Raw genomic sequence first — 16,887 nt, 5'->3', positions numbered from 1 at the left:
AGTGAATTATACTGTGTAAAAACAACCGTCTATTTTTAAAAATATAAGTTCTGCACTTACCTCCTTTCTCTTATCATTGTTTGTTACAACTCTCACCATAAAAAACAAAAAAAGTCCTAATTTCTTTAGGACTTTTTTAAATAAATTTATCAATATTATTAATTTTATATACTACCTTTTTCCATGTTATACCGCGATCTTTTGTAGTAAATATTTCTTTTTTATTACACGCCCAACCTTTACGCCGATTAAAAAAATGCAAACAAAATACATTTTTTAATAATGGATTGCTTGATACTTTAATCCATTTTGCTCCTTTTTTTATTATTTGATACACACTCCCATTTTCACTATTTATAACCCAGCCATAATAGGAACTAAAAAACGAAACAGCCACTTTACTAGTATTTATTGTTTTATTTGAAATATGCCACGAATTCCCCTTATCAAATGAGTAATTCATTAAAAATACATCATCATTCATTTTAGTTGGTATTACTAATAAGTTATTTTTATAGATTGCTTTATAAGCCATAGCAGTCCCATTATTAATTCCTTCAAGACTTGGAATATCTTTTATAGGATGCCAACTTTCCCCACCATTTATTGTTTTAAATACCGTTGATGTTTCATAATGTTTTTGTAGTGAAATAAACCCAATTAGATCGTTTATAAATGTTATCCCTGAAATACTATCACTAATACTTATATTTTTTATCACTTTCCAAACTTTCCCTTTCGTTTTCAAATAGTATAAATTATGTTCAAATTTATTTGATGCAAGCTTTCTAGATAATACAATCCATATACTATCCATATTCGTAGCATGCAATTGTACTTGAACATCAGTCGATTTCTCCCAATCTTCTTCAACCGGTAAAATAAACTCACTCCACCTTTCTCCTCTATTAACTGTATAAAATATAGCTGGCAATAAATCGTCATTCTTTTTTGTTAAACCATATGCCCAAGAGCTTCGAGCGTTTATTGGATACCCACATAATACAATTGAATTAAGAGGATTGACAACATCCCATTCTACTCCTCCGTTTCGAGTATATAAGATAGCCTGCTTTTTATTTGTATATTGAATACTAGCCCAACCATATTTATCCGTTCTCATTTGTAAAGAAGTAAATTGAATATCATTATTTTCCAATATATCACCTCATTCTTATTATTTATATATTCGTATGCTATTATTTTCAAAACGTTCTATCATTAGTTATTTAAACCACCCGCTTTATCTACTATCTTTATACTTACTTTCCCTTTTCTTCACCACTCAAATATAACGAAATTCCTTCTATTTTTCCGTTATCATATACAAACGACTGTATTTTACAAAATTCAACTATAAAAAATGCACCCCAATTGTAAACTATCCCCAACAATTAGAGTGCACTTTATATAAAATATAGCTTTTAATTTTTAAGCACTTACTACAGTAGCAACCTTATCCATACAAGTAATAAATTGAGTAATAAATGTATCAATTTCTTCTTTTGTAATAATATACGGCGGAAGTAATCGAATAATATTCCCTTGTGTTACATCGACTAACATTCCTTTATTCATTAGCTCAACCTGTAATTTCTTCACATTTTCATTCGTATCATTCAGACTAATTCCAAACATCATGCCAGCATGACGTACTTCCTGAATATAATAAGAGTTTTCTTTCTGAATTTCTTGTAATTTATCATTTAAATATAGTGACGTTTCATACGCTTCGTGCATTAAACCATCTTCAATCAATGTGTTTAATACCGTTAACCCTAAAGCCGTTCCCATTGATGAATGAGCAAACGTTGTCCCGTGATCTCCTGGTGAAAATACATCACATAACTTTTTGCCTACAATAATTCCTCCTAGCGGTATCCCGCCTCCTGCTCCTTTACCAATTTGAATAATATCTGGTGTAATATTAAAATTTTGATAAGCAAATAGTTTTCCCGTTCTACCCATACCACTTTGAACTTCATCAACGACAAGAAGTACATTATATTTTTCACATAAATATTGAACACCATGTAAATATTCACTTGATAAAGGATAAATTCCTCCACTTCCTAAAACAGGCTCTAGCATAATCGCAATTGGTTTTTCTTTAATAATAGTCTCCTCTAATTGGTCTATATTTTCGCGCTCTACTTCATATACAGGAATCGATGTTTTAGGGAAATTTTGATATACACTTTCTTGTCTCGTAAAATGAAGTGCCCCTAACGTACGCCCATGGAAACTATTCTTCAGCACTACAATTCCTTCACGTTCTTCATTCGTATTAGCTCTATATTTATCAATTAATTTCAAAGTTGTTTCTGTCGCTTCCGTACCAGAGTTTGTAAAAAAGACCTTTCCGTTTTTTAATGAGCAATCCACTAATTTCTTTGCATATTCAATCGCAACTGGATTTAAAAAATGAAACGGCAGATGCAACGATTTTGTAACTTGTTCCATTGTCGTTTGTACAATTTTAGGATGATTGTATCCTAATACATTTACTCCTACGCCAGAAAATAAATCTAAATACTCTTTACCATCTACATCATATAGTTTACATCCTTCTCCTCTTTCCATTGCAACCTCTGTACGACAATATGTAGACATCATATATTCTTTATCTAATTGAAACCAATCCGACATGTTAAATTCCTCCTAGTTATTTTTCCTTTTTTAACATTCATTCTTTATATAATCGTTTATAAATTAAGTTTTAAGATTGAAATTTTAATAGTGGTTTTCTTCCACATTTTTTATTAAAACGTGTGCTTTCTCTTCCCAATATTCATTTTTCCATAATTTCTTCTATTTCAACAGGTCCACTACATATGTGTTTTTTTCATCTAGCGGTATGTTACTGCTTTGAACTTTGTATGTCATACATAATCGAGACTATAAAATCATATTTAGTAACAATAGACGAAATAAATTTGGAGGCTATATCGATGAATGAAAACTATGATAAACAGGGGCAATCTTTACTAGGGAATCACTTTAATAAAAAAGGCGAACGTAATGAACAAGCTACCCTTCACTCACAAACAGTTGGTTCACGTGGACCTGTTCTAGAGCAAGATAGTGTACTTCACGAGACGTTACAAGAATTTATTCATGAAAAAATTTTAGAAAGACCTGTTCATGTAAAAGGATTTGGTGCGTTCGGTTATTTTCAAACGATATATTCGATGTCTGAACATACTAAATTAAGTTTTTTACAAAATTCTAATGAGAAAGTTCCTGTTATGGTGCGATTTTCGTTAGCTGTTAGTACGAAAGGAACACCGGATACCGCTAGAAATGTACGCGGTTTTTCTACAAAATTTTATACAAAAGAAGGCATTTTTGACCTTTTATGTAATCACATTCCTGTTTTTTCTGTCCGTGATCCGATGCGTTTCCCTGAAACGATTCAAGCATTATTGCCTTCACCTAAAAATAACTTAATAGACCCTAATAGATTTTGGAGTTTTGTCGCTAAAGCACCTGAATCTATTCATTTTGTTGTCCGTTTATACTCTAATAATGGTACGGCCAAAAGTCTTCGCCACATTCCAGGACATAGTGTTAATACATATGTATGGAGAAATGCGGAAGGTAATCGAAAGTATGTAAAGTATCATTGGTACCCGTTTGAAGGTGTACAGTACATTACTAGTAAAGAAGCAATTAAACTAGCTGCCGAAAATCCTGATTATAGCGGGAAAGATTTATATGATGCTATTGAAAATGGTAAACCAGTGGAGTATGGTTTATACGTCCAGCTCATGGATCCGAAAGATGAAGCGCACCTTTCTTATGATCCTTTAGATGACACAAAAGTATGGGATGAACAGACGTATCCTCTCCTACCAGTCGGGAAAATGGTATTAAATAAAAATCCTGAAAATTTTATGGAACAAGTAGAAAAAGTCGCATTCTCTCCTTCTAATTTACTGGATGGTGCAGAACTATCAGATGATAAAATGCTGCAAGGGCGCGCTAACATTTACAGTGATTCACAAAGAAGAAGAATTGGTCCAGAATTTCGCAAATTAACGATTAACCAGCAGCAAGATTGGACACCTGCTAATCAAATTACAACCGGTGAAGGAAGGTACGTTGAAGGTAAACTTGAAAGAGCTTCTATAACGAAACAGGATGACTTTACACAAGCTGGTGAATTTTATACGAAGTTACAGCCAATAGAAAAAGAATATCTCGCTGAAAACTTAGCTAGTGATTTGAAAGTTATATCCGATGATATTAGGGAGATCGTTTTGGGGTATTTCAATCAAGTATCAACTGATTTGAAAACAAGCATTGAGACAAAAATGAAAGAGCATTAAGAAGATTAAAACATGCTTTACGAATGAGAATTCAGATGTATATTAATTATTTTCTTATCAAAATCCAATGAGGTTATTTAATTTAAAAATATAAAGCCAACATATCCCTGTTCTATAATTAGAACAGGGATATGTTGAATTAGTTTAATGTTTAACATTACATACTTTATTTCGCTAAAAAATGTAATAAGTAGCCTTTCAAAACAAACTATAGTAAACTATTTTACTTGTACCGTATAATTCCCTGTTCCACCACCATACTTATATACACTTAAGTAATATTTCCCTGGCTTTGCATTATAATTTCCAAGCAATTTGTTCCCATCACGTTTTGTTGCATAAGCTACATAATTATTTAAATCTGATTCAGAATATAATACCCAGTTCAATCCAAGATTTTGTTCGTTCGTAACCGAAATTTGTAAATCTTTTTGATCCTTTACATCAATAACAAATTTATCCCCCTGATCTTGATCGCTCAAGGTTCCTCTTAACAAAATATTCAAAGATAGTGGGTTTGCTGTTTCAAATGAATTATTTGGTTCTTTTTCTACAGCCGTACCTTCTTCCGTGTTCACTCCGCTAAACACAACATCATATTCAAATTGCCCAGCATTATTTACACGGTAATTTACAAAATAAGCAGTCAATGTTTTATATCCAGTCCACTCTTTTCCTGAAAGACGTTTCAACATATCATTTGTTGTTTCATTCATCACTTTCCAGTCCTCAACTTCTCCTTTAGCCGCACTTCCTGTATATGTCCCCTGTAGTGTAAATGTATTAAAGAATTGTGATTTATTCTTTGTTACTTTCACATCTTTTAATTTCGCTTCATTCGTAATATCTGAAGTAACGTCCGAAAGCGATTTTGGATCATGCTGAGTTAAATACTCATCTGATACTTGTGGAATTGTATACTTATCACGATTATCAATAAGCATTTGCATATAAGATTGATATTCTTCATTTAACTTATTATCTTTGCTTAATGTAGCACGGTATTCATCGTAACTTGAAACATCATTTGCGCGAATTAAATCATGTACTTTATCGAACATTTCTGGGCGCTTATTATACATATATGATTGCAGTGCAAACGAATAATTATAAAAATCCCACGTTCCATATTTCGCATTTAATGTTTGTGATGCTGTATAACGTTTTGCAGGATCATTAGATAACCCACCAATTATACTTTTTCGTGGTACTACACTATCTAATCGCGTTGCACCTGCAAAGAACTCTGCATTCCCTTCTTCAAACCATGTTAAACGTTCATTTTGATACATTTCCCCTTGGCCCCATAATCCCTGAACTTCGTACCTTCCCTGTAAGTAGTGCGTAAATTCATGGCGGAACAATTCTTCCAGACTATAAATACTTTGCTCTGGTGTACGTTCATATGTAAAGAAAGTCCCTGTCCCTTCAATATAAATCCCACCATTATTCGTTTCATATCCGTACAGTTGACGATTAAATTGATACTCATCTGGGCTATTATAAATAACCATCGTTAACACATCATCAGCATGTCCACTTTCAAGTGGTTTATCGCTACCAACTGTACGATAAAATTGAGAACGCACCTCTTTTGCCGCCCAGTATAGACGTTTAATTTTCTCTTCGCTAACTTTATCCCCAGCTTTAAAGACAATTGCACCATCATCAAACGTATACGTTTTCGGTAAATATTTCTTTTTCCCCTCTTCTCGAATTTGATCTAAATTTACAGTTTTGCCGTTCGCATCTATTCCTCCATAATTTGTAGTAATTTGTTCTGCCGCAACAAAGTATTGCTCTCCTAAATATGGATAAATTCGCATTGCATCTGTAACAACTTGTTGTCCTTTTGTGGGCGTGCTATGAAGCTTGCCCAATCGGCCAGCATAGTAAATTCCATTATTAATTAACCATCCGTTTTTATTTGTTACTGTACCAAGTAGTGCAAAACGATTTATTTCATTAATAAAGTTATCAATATTTCGAAACCACATCGTATCTTTTGGCTCTTTTCCAGTCGTGTACATATCCGTCTGAATATCAAAGTCAATTCCCTTCATCAACTCATATATAGCGTCTCCTTTTGTTCGGTCTTCAATGAAAGTTGCAAGATTATCGTTATATTGTTTAAAAATTTCACCTGCATATAAAACCGTTTCAACATCTGCTGATGCATTTCCAATTAATTTTCCATATGATGCAATTACTTTATTTTGTTCTGATGTACCAAGTTTGAAATTTGGATTTTTTGCAATTGTTTTTAAAGCTGGTAAACATTTATCATGGTAGCTACGCTCATTTAGTTTGCTTAATTCATCATGGTAAAAACCTAAATAAAACGCTGCACGTAGAGCTTCTACTAATGTTTCAATCCCTTTTGAATCATCTTGCGTATAAGCTTGTCCTTGTTCTGCTAGTTTATTAATAATTGCTTGCATTCGACTATCATCTTGATAGAATTTAAGACTATCACTATTAAACTGAAATAATTCCGGAATTTGATACCATTTAATTGTCACAAGAAGATCAGTTAATTGTTTGTTATTTAATTGATTTAACTCAGCCATTGAATACTTTTTTTCTTCAGCTAACGGTTTAATATTATCGGTTGGTGCTAGTGGACGCTGCGATAAATCCGCTAATTTTAACCGTTTTGTAAAAGATGCATTTTCTTGTACTTTTGAAGGGTGCGCCAATTCATTAACAGATTTCTGTATTCCTACCGGCTCCATTTGTAATACGTTCTTCACGTTTTTCTCTTTTGTCTCTGCTTGAATTTGCAAACCATTACATGTTATTGTCACTAGTCCAACACCAAGAATCCACTTAGAAATTTTCGAATATTTAACCATACCATTGCCCCCTAATTATTTAAATGAAAATTCAGAATTTTAAAATCAAAAAAACCACTTATTTGTATGTATTTACAGTTCCCCTATAAATACAACTATGATTAATAATGCAATAGTAGCTTGTTTTATACTATTACGAGTACAGATTCCTTACATACAATCTCCCTTCCTTACATGTAATACAAGCAAAAACCGTGCCAATCATATTTCTTATGAATAGCCAACATTCTTTTATAAATACTGTAGAATAAAATATACATAGGTGTTTCGGCAATGTATAAATCATTTGACACAAAATCTAATGTTAATGAAGAACAAATTCATTGAATGTTATAAATTCATTAGGCAGTAAATAATCCCCAATTATTAAATCTCTCAAAAAAAGGTAAATAAACATATTCCATAAAGCTAATATGTTTGTTTACCTTTTTCTATTTCAAATCAACAGCAAAATATCGTTGAATAAAAACAGCATGAATAAGTATTTTGTTATTCATTTCTCTTTTTCATATAATCTTTTTCACATTGCAACGGCTTAAATTTCACTTTTTTCCCTTTCTTCTTTTTCGTTTTTATAACGAGCCATTCCCCTTTTTCAACGTCTAGTTTTAGGCGTTTCATTACATTGATATTATCTTTTTCTTTATAAAGTAAAAATGCTTCTTGCGCCCTCACAAATAGGCTGGGCTGTTCGCTAAATCCACCACTGTCATAAATTTTAGTTAGCGAAGTATAATAAGAATCATTTTCCTTTCCACCATACATCAAATGAGCAGCCTCCAGATCTCTTTTACTTACTTCCCAAAAACTATGTTCATCAATATTTAAATTAAATGTGGATTTAATGTCCTGTATTATATTCTTCACATACTTTTCATCTCTAACTTTTCTTTCTTCGAGACAATCCGAAGATAACTCTGGTGCATCTGATTGGGAATGTACAACGTGTTGTATCGATACACACAGAATAAATACGCTTAAAATGTAAAATATTTTTTTCATATTTACATATCACCTCAAATGATTTAGATACTATATCATTTGAGGCTTACAATATTCTTATGCTAATAATAAGAAAGATCCTATAAAATAAAATTTTTATAGGATCTTTCTTTTTAATATTGCTTTATCAAATTCACGGGCGGGGCAACTACCTTACTACTTTTCACATCATATAATCCTATAGGTGTTACTCGTATAAAAGGCAAGTGCGTCGCAGAAAAGAATAAAATTGTAAATGCTGGATCATCATACGCGTAGCCACGCTCTTGTAGTAATTTCACCATCTGTTTCTCTTCCTGTATTAATTCTCTCATTTTTAAATTAGACATAATCCCGAGCAATGGTAATGCTATTTCGTGTAACACTTCATTGTTTTCTACTATGACCATTCCACCACCGAGCTCTTTTACTCTACGAAAAGCTGTAAGCATATCTTCTTTTCTTTTTCCGATAAGAATGATGTCACCTGTACCAGAATAAGAGCTAGCAAGCCCACCTAGTTCTTTTGCAAAACCTTTGACAGCTATATTCACTTGCCAACTGCCATCACGAGCAATCATCATAAGGAAACATTCATCATGATCTGTGGACAATTCATCACAGTCTATATTGATTTCACTAGTGTATGGTTTTGTAATAACGTTATTTAATAAGTGTATCCCCGTTTTATTAGAGAAAATCATATCCTCTTTTTCTATTGACCAATCTAATGATAATGGAGTTACTTTATGTTTACTCCAGTCTATATGTAATGCCTCATGTGTATTTACACCGTCACGCTTCACCCATTTCCCCTTTGCAAGGACACTAATTGGTACTGGGTTTTCTTTACTTTCTAAAATATTGATATTAGCAATTCTACCTGTCGCAATCGAACCATGTACATGTTCCATATTATAATAGCGAGCAATATTATAACTTGCCATATCGTATGCATCTATTACTGGCACTCCTTGTTTTATCGCGGTAGAAATCATAACGTTTGTCATTCCATTCTCATAAAACGAAGGATGTGAGCCGTCTGTCGTAAGAATAAATCTATCAAACTGCTTTACGCCTAGTTCCAACAATTCTTTCAGTAAAACTTCTAAATCTGGGCGGATTGAAGAATTTCTTAGGGAAACAGTGTAACCTTGCATAAGACGAGTGAAAGCTTCCTGCCCTGTCATCGCTTCATGATCACAATCTGTACCTAACAGTTTTAACTTCGCTAAAGTCGTTTCAGATGCACCTGGAAAATGTCCTTCTACTTTCTTCTGCAATCGCTTCGTTTCCTGCATCCAAGTTAACATTTCATCATCGCCATGTAATAGTTTTGGCCATGCTGTTAGCTCGCCGCCTTGAAGAACTGCTTTATGCTTAAGCCATTCTATTATTTCTTCACGATTAAATAAAGTTTCCCCGTTTTGCAATTCAGTCTGTCCATCAAAACGGCACCACCAATACATACTTGCTGGAATCTTTTCAAATTCATCTAATAAACGAAATGCTTCTTCACGTTGTAATGTGAAAAATAAAGTTAAATTATCATTAATAAAAGTTGTTGTCCCAAACTGCATCGCATGATTCGCTAAAGTTTCAGGATTATATAATTGATATGGATGTGCATGAGGTTCTATGTAACTTGGAACTACATACTTTCCATCACAATCAATGACTTCACATTCATGCAGTTGCACTGGCAGCTTTTCCCCTACATAAACAATCCGGTCATCATAGATCCAAATATTTGCTTGCATCCACTCGCGCATATAGGAATTTAAATAAGTTGCGTTCTTACATAAAATGTGCGGACTTCTTTTACCATCTATTACTTCAACATGCTCTCGTAATTGTTTATTACTCCATTTATAATGATTTTCTCCCATTGTATTCAACTCCAAATCAACTCATAATCATTTTGATTAAAACGAGAAATAATTAACTAACTAAAGTATTTTCCATTCATAACTCCCCTATTGGCGCCCCTATATCCTTTATTATATTTAATAATTTAAAAAACAACAATTTTCAGAACTATATACCTTTTTTATCCAAAATAAAAAGAATGTCATGTAACTGACATCCTTTTTATTTTTATCGTAAGCATTAAGATTGATTTTCACTTTGAAATACACTTGATGCCATATCATAAATGCAACTACTGTCCATAGTTGCGAACTTAAAAAAGCACCTCTTTTAAATATAACTATAACAAAATTCCATTCACTTTCTTTTCATCTATTTATTAAATTCAATTTGCATCATTTTATTAAACTGCGGAACAATATCGACCCCACCTATAGAGTTGAGACTGATAGCCAATGTATGTTTGCCTCCAATTACTCCCCCAGCAAAAGTTGTAAATCCAGGAATTCCTCCTCCATGCCCCCAAACTGAAACACCGTTTGGAAGTTTAGTCTCATAGATTCCAAGACCGTATGCGTCACCAACCCCTTTTCCTTCTATAGGAACTGTAGTAAGCATTTCTTTTAGCTCGCGTTCCTTCAGTAACTTACCACCGAGTAAAGATGAAAAGAACTTATTTAAATCATCCGCATTAGAAATCATATCTCCAGCTGCATTAGCTAAACTTGGATTATAATACGTAATATCTTTCAACTCGCCTGTTCCTTCCATTTTCACATATCCACGAGCATGATTCTTTCCTGGGATGACGGGTGAATTTCCTGGTAAAAACGTATTTGATAGGTCCAAAGGTTCAATAATTCGCTTTTCGATTTCTTCCGCATAACTATTTCCAGTTATTTTTTCAATAAGCATTCCTAGTATTACGTATCCTGTGTTTGAATACAACCAGTCTTTTCCCGGCGAAAAATCTGGAGGCAGCGAAAGACCTATTTTCACTATTTCTTCTGCTGTATACGTTTTTTTCGAATTCATTATGTCCGCGTCTTTTGACTTTAAGTATTCAGCGATACCACTCGTATGATTCAAAAGTTGTCGTATCGTAATTTGATTACCATCATACCCATTTCCTTGCACGAGACCTGGTAGCCACTTTTCAATTGGATCGTTAAGTTGTAAGCGATTTTCTCCTACTAATTGAAGCACAGTCGTCGCAGTAAACGTCTTCGTCACACTACCAATTCGAAAGCGATAATCCGAATTCACCGGTTTCTTTGTACTTAAGTCCGCCACGCCAGCAGTAAAACTACTAGTTTTTCCGTTGTTAGACGCCTTAGCTAATATTCCTACAGCACCAAGCTGTACTGTTTCCTGCATTACTTGTTTCCAGCCATTACGATTCTTTTGATCATGTACTTGTGACGAACTAGAAATATTTTGAGTTGACTCTGCAGTCACAGTAAAACCAGGTGTAAATAGAGCAGTACCCGCTAATAAAACTGCAAAACTTGCTAACTTAATTGAATTACATTTTTTCATAAGGCTTTCTCTCCTCCATTAATATCGGATTGATTCAAGCTATACTTTCATCCTATATGATAAATCTCTCTTTTTTCTTATCCATTCCTTACGAAATACTTACGTTTAAATTTAAATACGGTAAACTGAGGAAGAGTTATGCATGCAAATAAAAAGAGAACATGTTTTCATTTTTTATGTAAACATGTTCTCTTAAACATTTAAAATTCTATATCAACTTTTCATCCTATTCTTTACACAACTAATTTATATTCCTTTTTACCAGCCCGCACTAGCATTCATACCATTTCCAATAATAGAAAGTAATAGCGGCCATAATACTGGTCCTAGTGTAAGAAATACATTTAGAAGTATGAGCATTCTATATCCAACGGTGAAATTGTGATTTTTACGATTAACAAATACTAAACTGATTAATGATATTATAGTTGTTAAAAATAATACTAACATTAGCAACCAATACCACACCATTAAACTAAGACTCCATGGTGTTAATAGCTCATGTATGATACAAAATGAGATTCCTAATACAGAAAAACTAAAACTAGTCACCGCTGTTTTTATAAGCCATTTATTTATTTTTTTATCGTATGTATTTTTACAATATAAATCTATTAAAGTATATAAAGATAAATATGCCATTAATACACCTATCCAAGACAATAACCAGTCTCCGTCCCCTTTGAATAATACGTACAGTAACCAACACATACCTACTGCTGAAAAAACAAAGGAAATAAGTATGCTTTTTAATACCGATTTCATTACATTTTCACACCCTTAAAAAATCAAAAATTAATTATAATTTATAAAAATTAAGTATAGGTTAACATGTAATGAAGTATAAGTAAATAAAGTTAATTTTGTTTATCTATTTAAATACGGTTTCATATAAGAAAATAATTCATGTTAATCAAATTTCCATATAAAAAAGAAAAGGTGAATATTTATGTATCCACCTTCCCATCTCCCTCTACCCACTTCATTATTTCTTCCACATCTAAATCCGTATACGTCTTTTCACCATAACGAACAGACTCATATAACGAGATAATATCCCTTGTTCTACAAATTCTTTTTAACCATTGTTGCATCGTTTCATAGGATCTTCTCTGTTCATGAAATGGTAATGTTCTTTCCCATTCAACTAACGTTTTTCTTATCTTATCTGTCGGTAACGGCTGTTCTAACTGATGAATGACTTTTTCATTCTTTATGCTTCTTACCGCAGTGTGCTTTGTAACCAATTCTTTCTCCTGTACTATTTCTGTTTTCGTCAATTTTTTCCTAATATACTTGTAGATGGCATATATAATTGATATTGCAATTATCACATAAAAAGCTATAGTAATCCATATATTTGAAAGAACAGAAAGCACGTCACTCCATAGACTTTCTCTTTCGAAAGGTTGAAATTTTTTACCCGTTTTCGTTCTTATACCTGTATCTTCTACTTCTTCATATTCATCTTCATCTATTTTGGAATCATCGAAATTTTCACCTATACTAGTAAAATCATAATTTCTTTCCGATATTGTCTTAGTCTTACTGAAAAAACGCTCTTTTACTATGTCTTGTACATACACAACACCTTGTGATAACGTTATCGCACTAATCGCAAAGAAAAGTATGATTAAAGTTCTTACACTCCATAACTTCACTTTCATATGCCGCTTCTTATTCACCATGACATAAGCCCCTTCTTATTCTTTCATTACAATCCTTTTATTCGTTCTACTGTATTTCTTTGGTGAAGTACCGATAATTAAAGGAACCGCATCCAGTTCCTTTCGACGAAAGCCTGCTGTGTAAAAGTAAGAAGAAGATATAGGCGTATCTTGGTCTGATATCGAGGCAAGTACCTTTAATACATTTTGCAAATGTTTCCGATTATCCCCATTTTTTATATGTAGCAAACCGTTATCTTTTACACTATTGATCCATACTTCAAACGAACAGTTTTGCATAAGAAGTTGTTTGCATATACCTGCTGTTAATTCAATTAGTTCCTCTATATCATTTCGCAAAGAAACACCACTTTTATTTTGCAAGTTGAGATAAATCGCGTATTTATCACATTGTGTTCGCTCATACTTTTTCGCAGTTATCGTCCCCGTTTTCGCTGTTGCACTCCAGTGGATGGAACGAAAATCTTCATTTTCATAAGACTTTACTCCCATTACTTTCGTTTCATCATATAAGGGTGAAGACATCGCTTTTCGAAATCCTCGTGACCATTCTTGTAATTCAGGAACTTGTATTTTCGGAACAGCTGGTAAGACTAAATAAGAGGGCGTATCAACTTGTTTATATGTTATATGGTTCGTTATAAATCCAAAGAGATCAGTAATAACAATTTCAACTTCTTCCCATTTCGCGATGCCTCTTTTTAACGCTACAGCTTGCAAATCAAATGAAACTGACTCCCTTCCTTTTAAATTAAAATTCATATAATAATTTGAACCTGTACTATGATTTTTGTTTATTTCATCATGATTCCAAGTTAGCTTATTTTCACATTTAAATCGAAATACGATATTAAGAATAGGAAATATCGACTTGTTTGAAATTTTCATTTTGCACATATTCGTTTCACCTATAAAAACATTCGAATTCCCTTGACTGTATTCCCATTCAACACGAGATACTTTACGTATATATACATGCATAGCACCTATTAAAATTACATATAAAAATACGAGAGATAAAAACAGTAGATTACTTGAAAATACACTTAAAATAACGGCTACAACTGACATAACCCCCATTACGAAAGGCTCCGCTAAAGATGTATACGCAAGCTGTTGATTCATCGTACATTCTCCACTGGCACACTAATCGTATGAAGAATTTCTTTCATAATTTGTTCTTTCGTCGTTTTCATCTCTCCCTCAATCGTTAACGTTAAACGATGAGCACAAACTGATGCAGCGAGCGTCTTAATATCATCTGGCGTACAGTAATCTCTTTCATTTAATATTGCCCGTGCTTGAATTGCTCTCATAAATGCCAACGTTCCCCGAGGGCTTACACCAATTTCAATTAACTCATGGTTACGAGTTGCTTCAATAATTTCAAGGAGATAATCTTGCACATCATTCCCTACTAACACTTCTCTTGCACGCTTTTGCATCGTAATAATTTCTTCACTTGAAATAATAGAATGTAACGTTTCTAATGGATCATTCATTTGAAACCGATTCATCATTTCCTTTTCAGCTTCTCTCGTAGGATAACCTTGGCGTATTGTGAGTAAAAACCGGTCTAACTGAGCATCTGGTAACGGAAATGTGCCCGCTGATTCGAGTGGATTTTGCGTTGCTATAACTAAAAAAGGTTCTGGTAATGAATGTGTCTGTTTCGCAATTGTAACAGTACGCTCTTCCATAACCTCAAGTAACGAAGATTGTGTTCTCGGTACAGCTCGATTAATTTCATCCACTAATACGATATTTGCAAAAATCGGTCCTAACCTTGTTTTAAAATCCGATTCCTTTACATGAAAATATTCAAGACCAATAACATCTCCAGGCAAAGTATCCGCTGTAAATTGTATTCTTTGAAATTTAGCGTCCACACTTTTAGCCAAACTTTTCGCTAATGTTGTTTTTCCTGTCCCAGGTACATCTTCTAATAAAATATGTCCCCCTGCTATTAGAGCAATGGCTGCTAGTTCTATCGATTCGTCTTTTCCTATAATAACCTTCGAAATATTATTAGTAATTTTCTTTAATGTACTCATATAGTAATCTACCACCTTTTAATTATCTAAAAATTAAGAATATATTTTTTCCAAATTATAACATGTAATTCGAAGATGAAATAGAGTGAAAATAAATCTTTTATTTTTTCTTCATTGCACGCAAAAAAGCACCTATTGTCGTATATTGACAATGAGGTGCTTAACTCAATCCAACAGCCTTCTTTCCCTCTAATTTTTAGTAACAATACATCCTTTTTTCTCCCACGCATGCATTGTTTTCAATTAACTAGTAAAATGCATTCTAATATTACATATAATAAAAACCATTTCGATTTGTTCGTTATAGAACTTCCTCTACATCAACACTCTCTATCTTCACTTCATACATATTTGGGATATTTACTCCTTTTGGTACCCATGCATAATAATTTTGATCATTTTCTAATATAAATTGAACTAACTTTGTTTCTGAAACATTCCAGAAATTTTTAAGATTATCAATGTAGTCTTCTAAATCTTCTTTATAGTCCAGTTGTAATATATAATCTCTTACCGTCAGGGCAAACACAATTAAACTTCCTAATAGATTTTTTTGCTCATTTTCTTCTTCATACTCTTGTGGTAAGAACCACACTTGACCTATTCCTATCGTTTTTTTGTATTTTTCATAAAAACTACTATCATTCATATTCTCATAGTCATGTATTAATTCATTGACCAATGAATGCCATTTTGGCGGAATAATATTTTCCAATGCAGGATTATGTTCAATTCCTTCTACTATATCCTCGATTTCTTCTGTCTCATCTTCATAGTGATATTCACTTAGGTCTATATGCTTAAATTTCATTTCATTTTTATAATGTGCCAAATCATATGGATAATGGTTATTACCTTTTAAACTTGTATCATCAAGTTCGAGTATCTTTACTATTGCAGCTGTCTCAAAGCTCCAATACCCTACATATCCAGGTTCTTTATGCGCATTTTTCCATTCATAATCATAATGGCCTTTAAACCATTCTTTCTCCATGTACGTTTGTAATCTTTTAGATGCTTCTTTTTTATCTGTTTGTGCAAGTTCTATAATCTCTCTCGTTTTTGCATATGGATTTTCTTTATAATATCTATTCGTCACTTTTGTGTATCCGATATCACTAGCGCATAAGAGGAAATCAATTACTGCATCGTTCATATTTTCTTTCTCAACTAGCTTAGCTAAACTTACAAGATTCTTTTTCTCCGTCTCTAATAAAATTCCTAGAGATATCATCCAAATTAGATTTAAATATCCAACTTCTCTTTCCCCTATATGCCCCAAATCAATAAGAGCGTTGTCAAAATCTCCTTCTATTGTATAGATAGCTTCTCCTAGGGAATATTTTGCAATAATATCCTCTAACTCATAATTAAAGCTTGATAAGTAGGTTCCTTCTATAATACTATTATTATCCTTAGAATATCTTTGAATTCCCTTTTTCTCATCTTCTTCTAAACTTTTAATATCCTCTTTATTTTCTTGAATAAACTCTTTATTATATTCAATTCCTTCTCTACATTTTTCTTCTATAATTAAATAATCTCTCATTCTATTTGATTCCTCCTAGCT

General features: G+C 32.9%; 12 protein-coding genes. 1 reads left to right on the top strand and 11 read right to left on the bottom strand.

What is annotated here, in order from left to right; translation table 11 throughout:
* Positions 1–136: 136 nt before the first annotated feature.
* Positions 137–1,159 carry a hypothetical protein gene (locus AU379_RS08950; protein WP_050821921.1) on the bottom strand — a complete coding sequence of 341 codons (1,023 nt, stop codon included), beginning with the start codon at positions 1,157–1,159 and terminating at the stop codon, positions 137–139.
* A 272-nt stretch (positions 1,160–1,431) separates the two neighbouring features.
* Positions 1,432–2,649: an aminotransferase class III-fold pyridoxal phosphate-dependent enzyme gene (locus AU379_RS08945; RefSeq protein ID WP_050821922.1), complete on the bottom strand. Its 1,218-nt coding sequence runs from the start codon at positions 2,647–2,649 to the stop codon at positions 1,432–1,434.
* A gap of 302 nt (positions 2,650–2,951) precedes the next feature.
* Between AU379_RS08945 and AU379_RS08940 the strand changes: the two genes are divergently transcribed.
* Entirely contained in the window at positions 2,952–4,331 is a 1,380-nt protein-coding gene (locus AU379_RS08940) for a catalase (RefSeq protein WP_050821923.1), read from the top strand.
* Between the two features lie 218 nt (positions 4,332–4,549).
* Here the strand turns inward: AU379_RS08940 and colA are convergent, their stop codons facing one another.
* From colA to AU379_RS08895, 9 genes are all read right to left on the bottom strand, one after another.
* Positions 4,550–7,186, bottom strand: coding sequence for a collagenase ColA (colA, locus tag AU379_RS08935; protein ID WP_050821924.1), 2,637 nt, complete (start codon positions 7,184–7,186; stop codon positions 4,550–4,552).
* Positions 7,187–7,675: 489 nt separating this feature from the next.
* Complete coding sequence (locus AU379_RS08930) at positions 7,676–8,188, bottom strand: hypothetical protein (protein ID WP_000719378.1); 513 nt, start codon at positions 8,186–8,188, stop codon at positions 7,676–7,678.
* Positions 8,189–8,301: 113 nt separating this feature from the next.
* Positions 8,302–10,056, bottom strand: coding sequence for an adenine deaminase C-terminal domain-containing protein (locus AU379_RS08925; RefSeq protein WP_044584583.1), 1,755 nt, complete (start codon positions 10,054–10,056; stop codon positions 8,302–8,304).
* A gap of 352 nt (positions 10,057–10,408) precedes the next feature.
* Entirely contained in the window at positions 10,409–11,575 is a 1,167-nt protein-coding gene (locus AU379_RS08920; RefSeq protein WP_061139147.1) for a serine hydrolase domain-containing protein, read from the bottom strand.
* Positions 11,576–11,833: 258 nt separating this feature from the next.
* Complete coding sequence (locus AU379_RS08915) at positions 11,834–12,340, bottom strand: DUF3902 family protein (protein WP_000843833.1); 507 nt, start codon at positions 12,338–12,340, stop codon at positions 11,834–11,836.
* Between the two features lie 182 nt (positions 12,341–12,522).
* Entirely contained in the window at positions 12,523–13,263 is a 741-nt protein-coding gene (locus tag AU379_RS08910) for a hypothetical protein (protein ID WP_000247509.1), read from the bottom strand.
* Between the two features lie 15 nt (positions 13,264–13,278).
* A complete protein-coding gene (locus tag AU379_RS08905) occupies positions 13,279–14,388 on the bottom strand; it encodes a DUF58 domain-containing protein (protein WP_061139146.1) in 1,110 nt (369 codons plus the stop codon).
* Positions 14,385–15,317: a MoxR family ATPase gene (locus tag AU379_RS08900; RefSeq protein ID WP_000105650.1), complete on the bottom strand. Its 933-nt coding sequence runs from the start codon at positions 15,315–15,317 to the stop codon at positions 14,385–14,387. Before AU379_RS08900 ends, AU379_RS08905 begins: the two co-directional genes overlap by 4 nt.
* Before the next feature lie 301 nt (positions 15,318–15,618).
* A complete protein-coding gene (locus tag AU379_RS08895; RefSeq protein ID WP_061139145.1) occupies positions 15,619–16,866 on the bottom strand; it encodes a PoNi-like cognate immunity protein in 1,248 nt (415 codons plus the stop codon).
* Positions 16,867–16,887 lie beyond the last annotated feature (21 nt).

Origin of the sequence: Bacillus sp. JH7, from assembly GCF_001563515.1 — a bacterium.
Classification (GTDB): domain Bacteria; phylum Bacillota; class Bacilli; order Bacillales; family Bacillaceae_G; genus Bacillus_A; species Bacillus_A cereus.
This window is presented reverse-complemented; position numbering and strand designations above follow the sequence as displayed.

Excerpts from the sequence above, each read along its gene's own strand:
- AU379_RS08910 (WP_000247509.1), bottom strand. The coding sequence starts at position 13,263 with ATGGTGAATAAGAAGCGGCATATGAAAGTGAAGTTATGGAGTGTAAGA.
- AU379_RS08900 (WP_000105650.1), bottom strand. The coding sequence starts at position 15,317 with ATGAGTACATTAAAGAAAATTACTAATAATATTTCGAAGGTTATTATA.
- colA (WP_050821924.1), bottom strand. The coding sequence starts at position 7,186 with ATGGTTAAATATTCGAAAATTTCTAAGTGGATTCTTGGTGTTGGACTA.
- AU379_RS08930 (WP_000719378.1), bottom strand. The coding sequence starts at position 8,188 with ATGAAAAAAATATTTTACATTTTAAGCGTATTTATTCTGTGTGTATCG.
- AU379_RS08905 (WP_061139146.1), bottom strand. The coding sequence starts at position 14,388 with ATGAATCAACAGCTTGCGTATACATCTTTAGCGGAGCCTTTCGTAATG.
- AU379_RS08915 (WP_000843833.1), bottom strand. The coding sequence starts at position 12,340 with ATGAAATCGGTATTAAAAAGCATACTTATTTCCTTTGTTTTTTCAGCA.
- AU379_RS08920 (WP_061139147.1), bottom strand. The coding sequence starts at position 11,575 with ATGAAAAAATGTAATTCAATTAAGTTAGCAAGTTTTGCAGTTTTATTA.
- AU379_RS08925 (WP_044584583.1), bottom strand. The coding sequence starts at position 10,056 with ATGGGAGAAAATCATTATAAATGGAGTAATAAACAATTACGAGAGCAT.
- AU379_RS08945 (WP_050821922.1), bottom strand. The coding sequence starts at position 2,649 with ATGTCGGATTGGTTTCAATTAGATAAAGAATATATGATGTCTACATAT.
- AU379_RS08940 (WP_050821923.1), top strand. The coding sequence starts at position 2,952 with ATGAATGAAAACTATGATAAACAGGGGCAATCTTTACTAGGGAATCAC.
- AU379_RS08895 (WP_061139145.1), bottom strand. The coding sequence starts at position 16,866 with ATGAGAGATTATTTAATTATAGAAGAAAAATGTAGAGAAGGAATTGAA.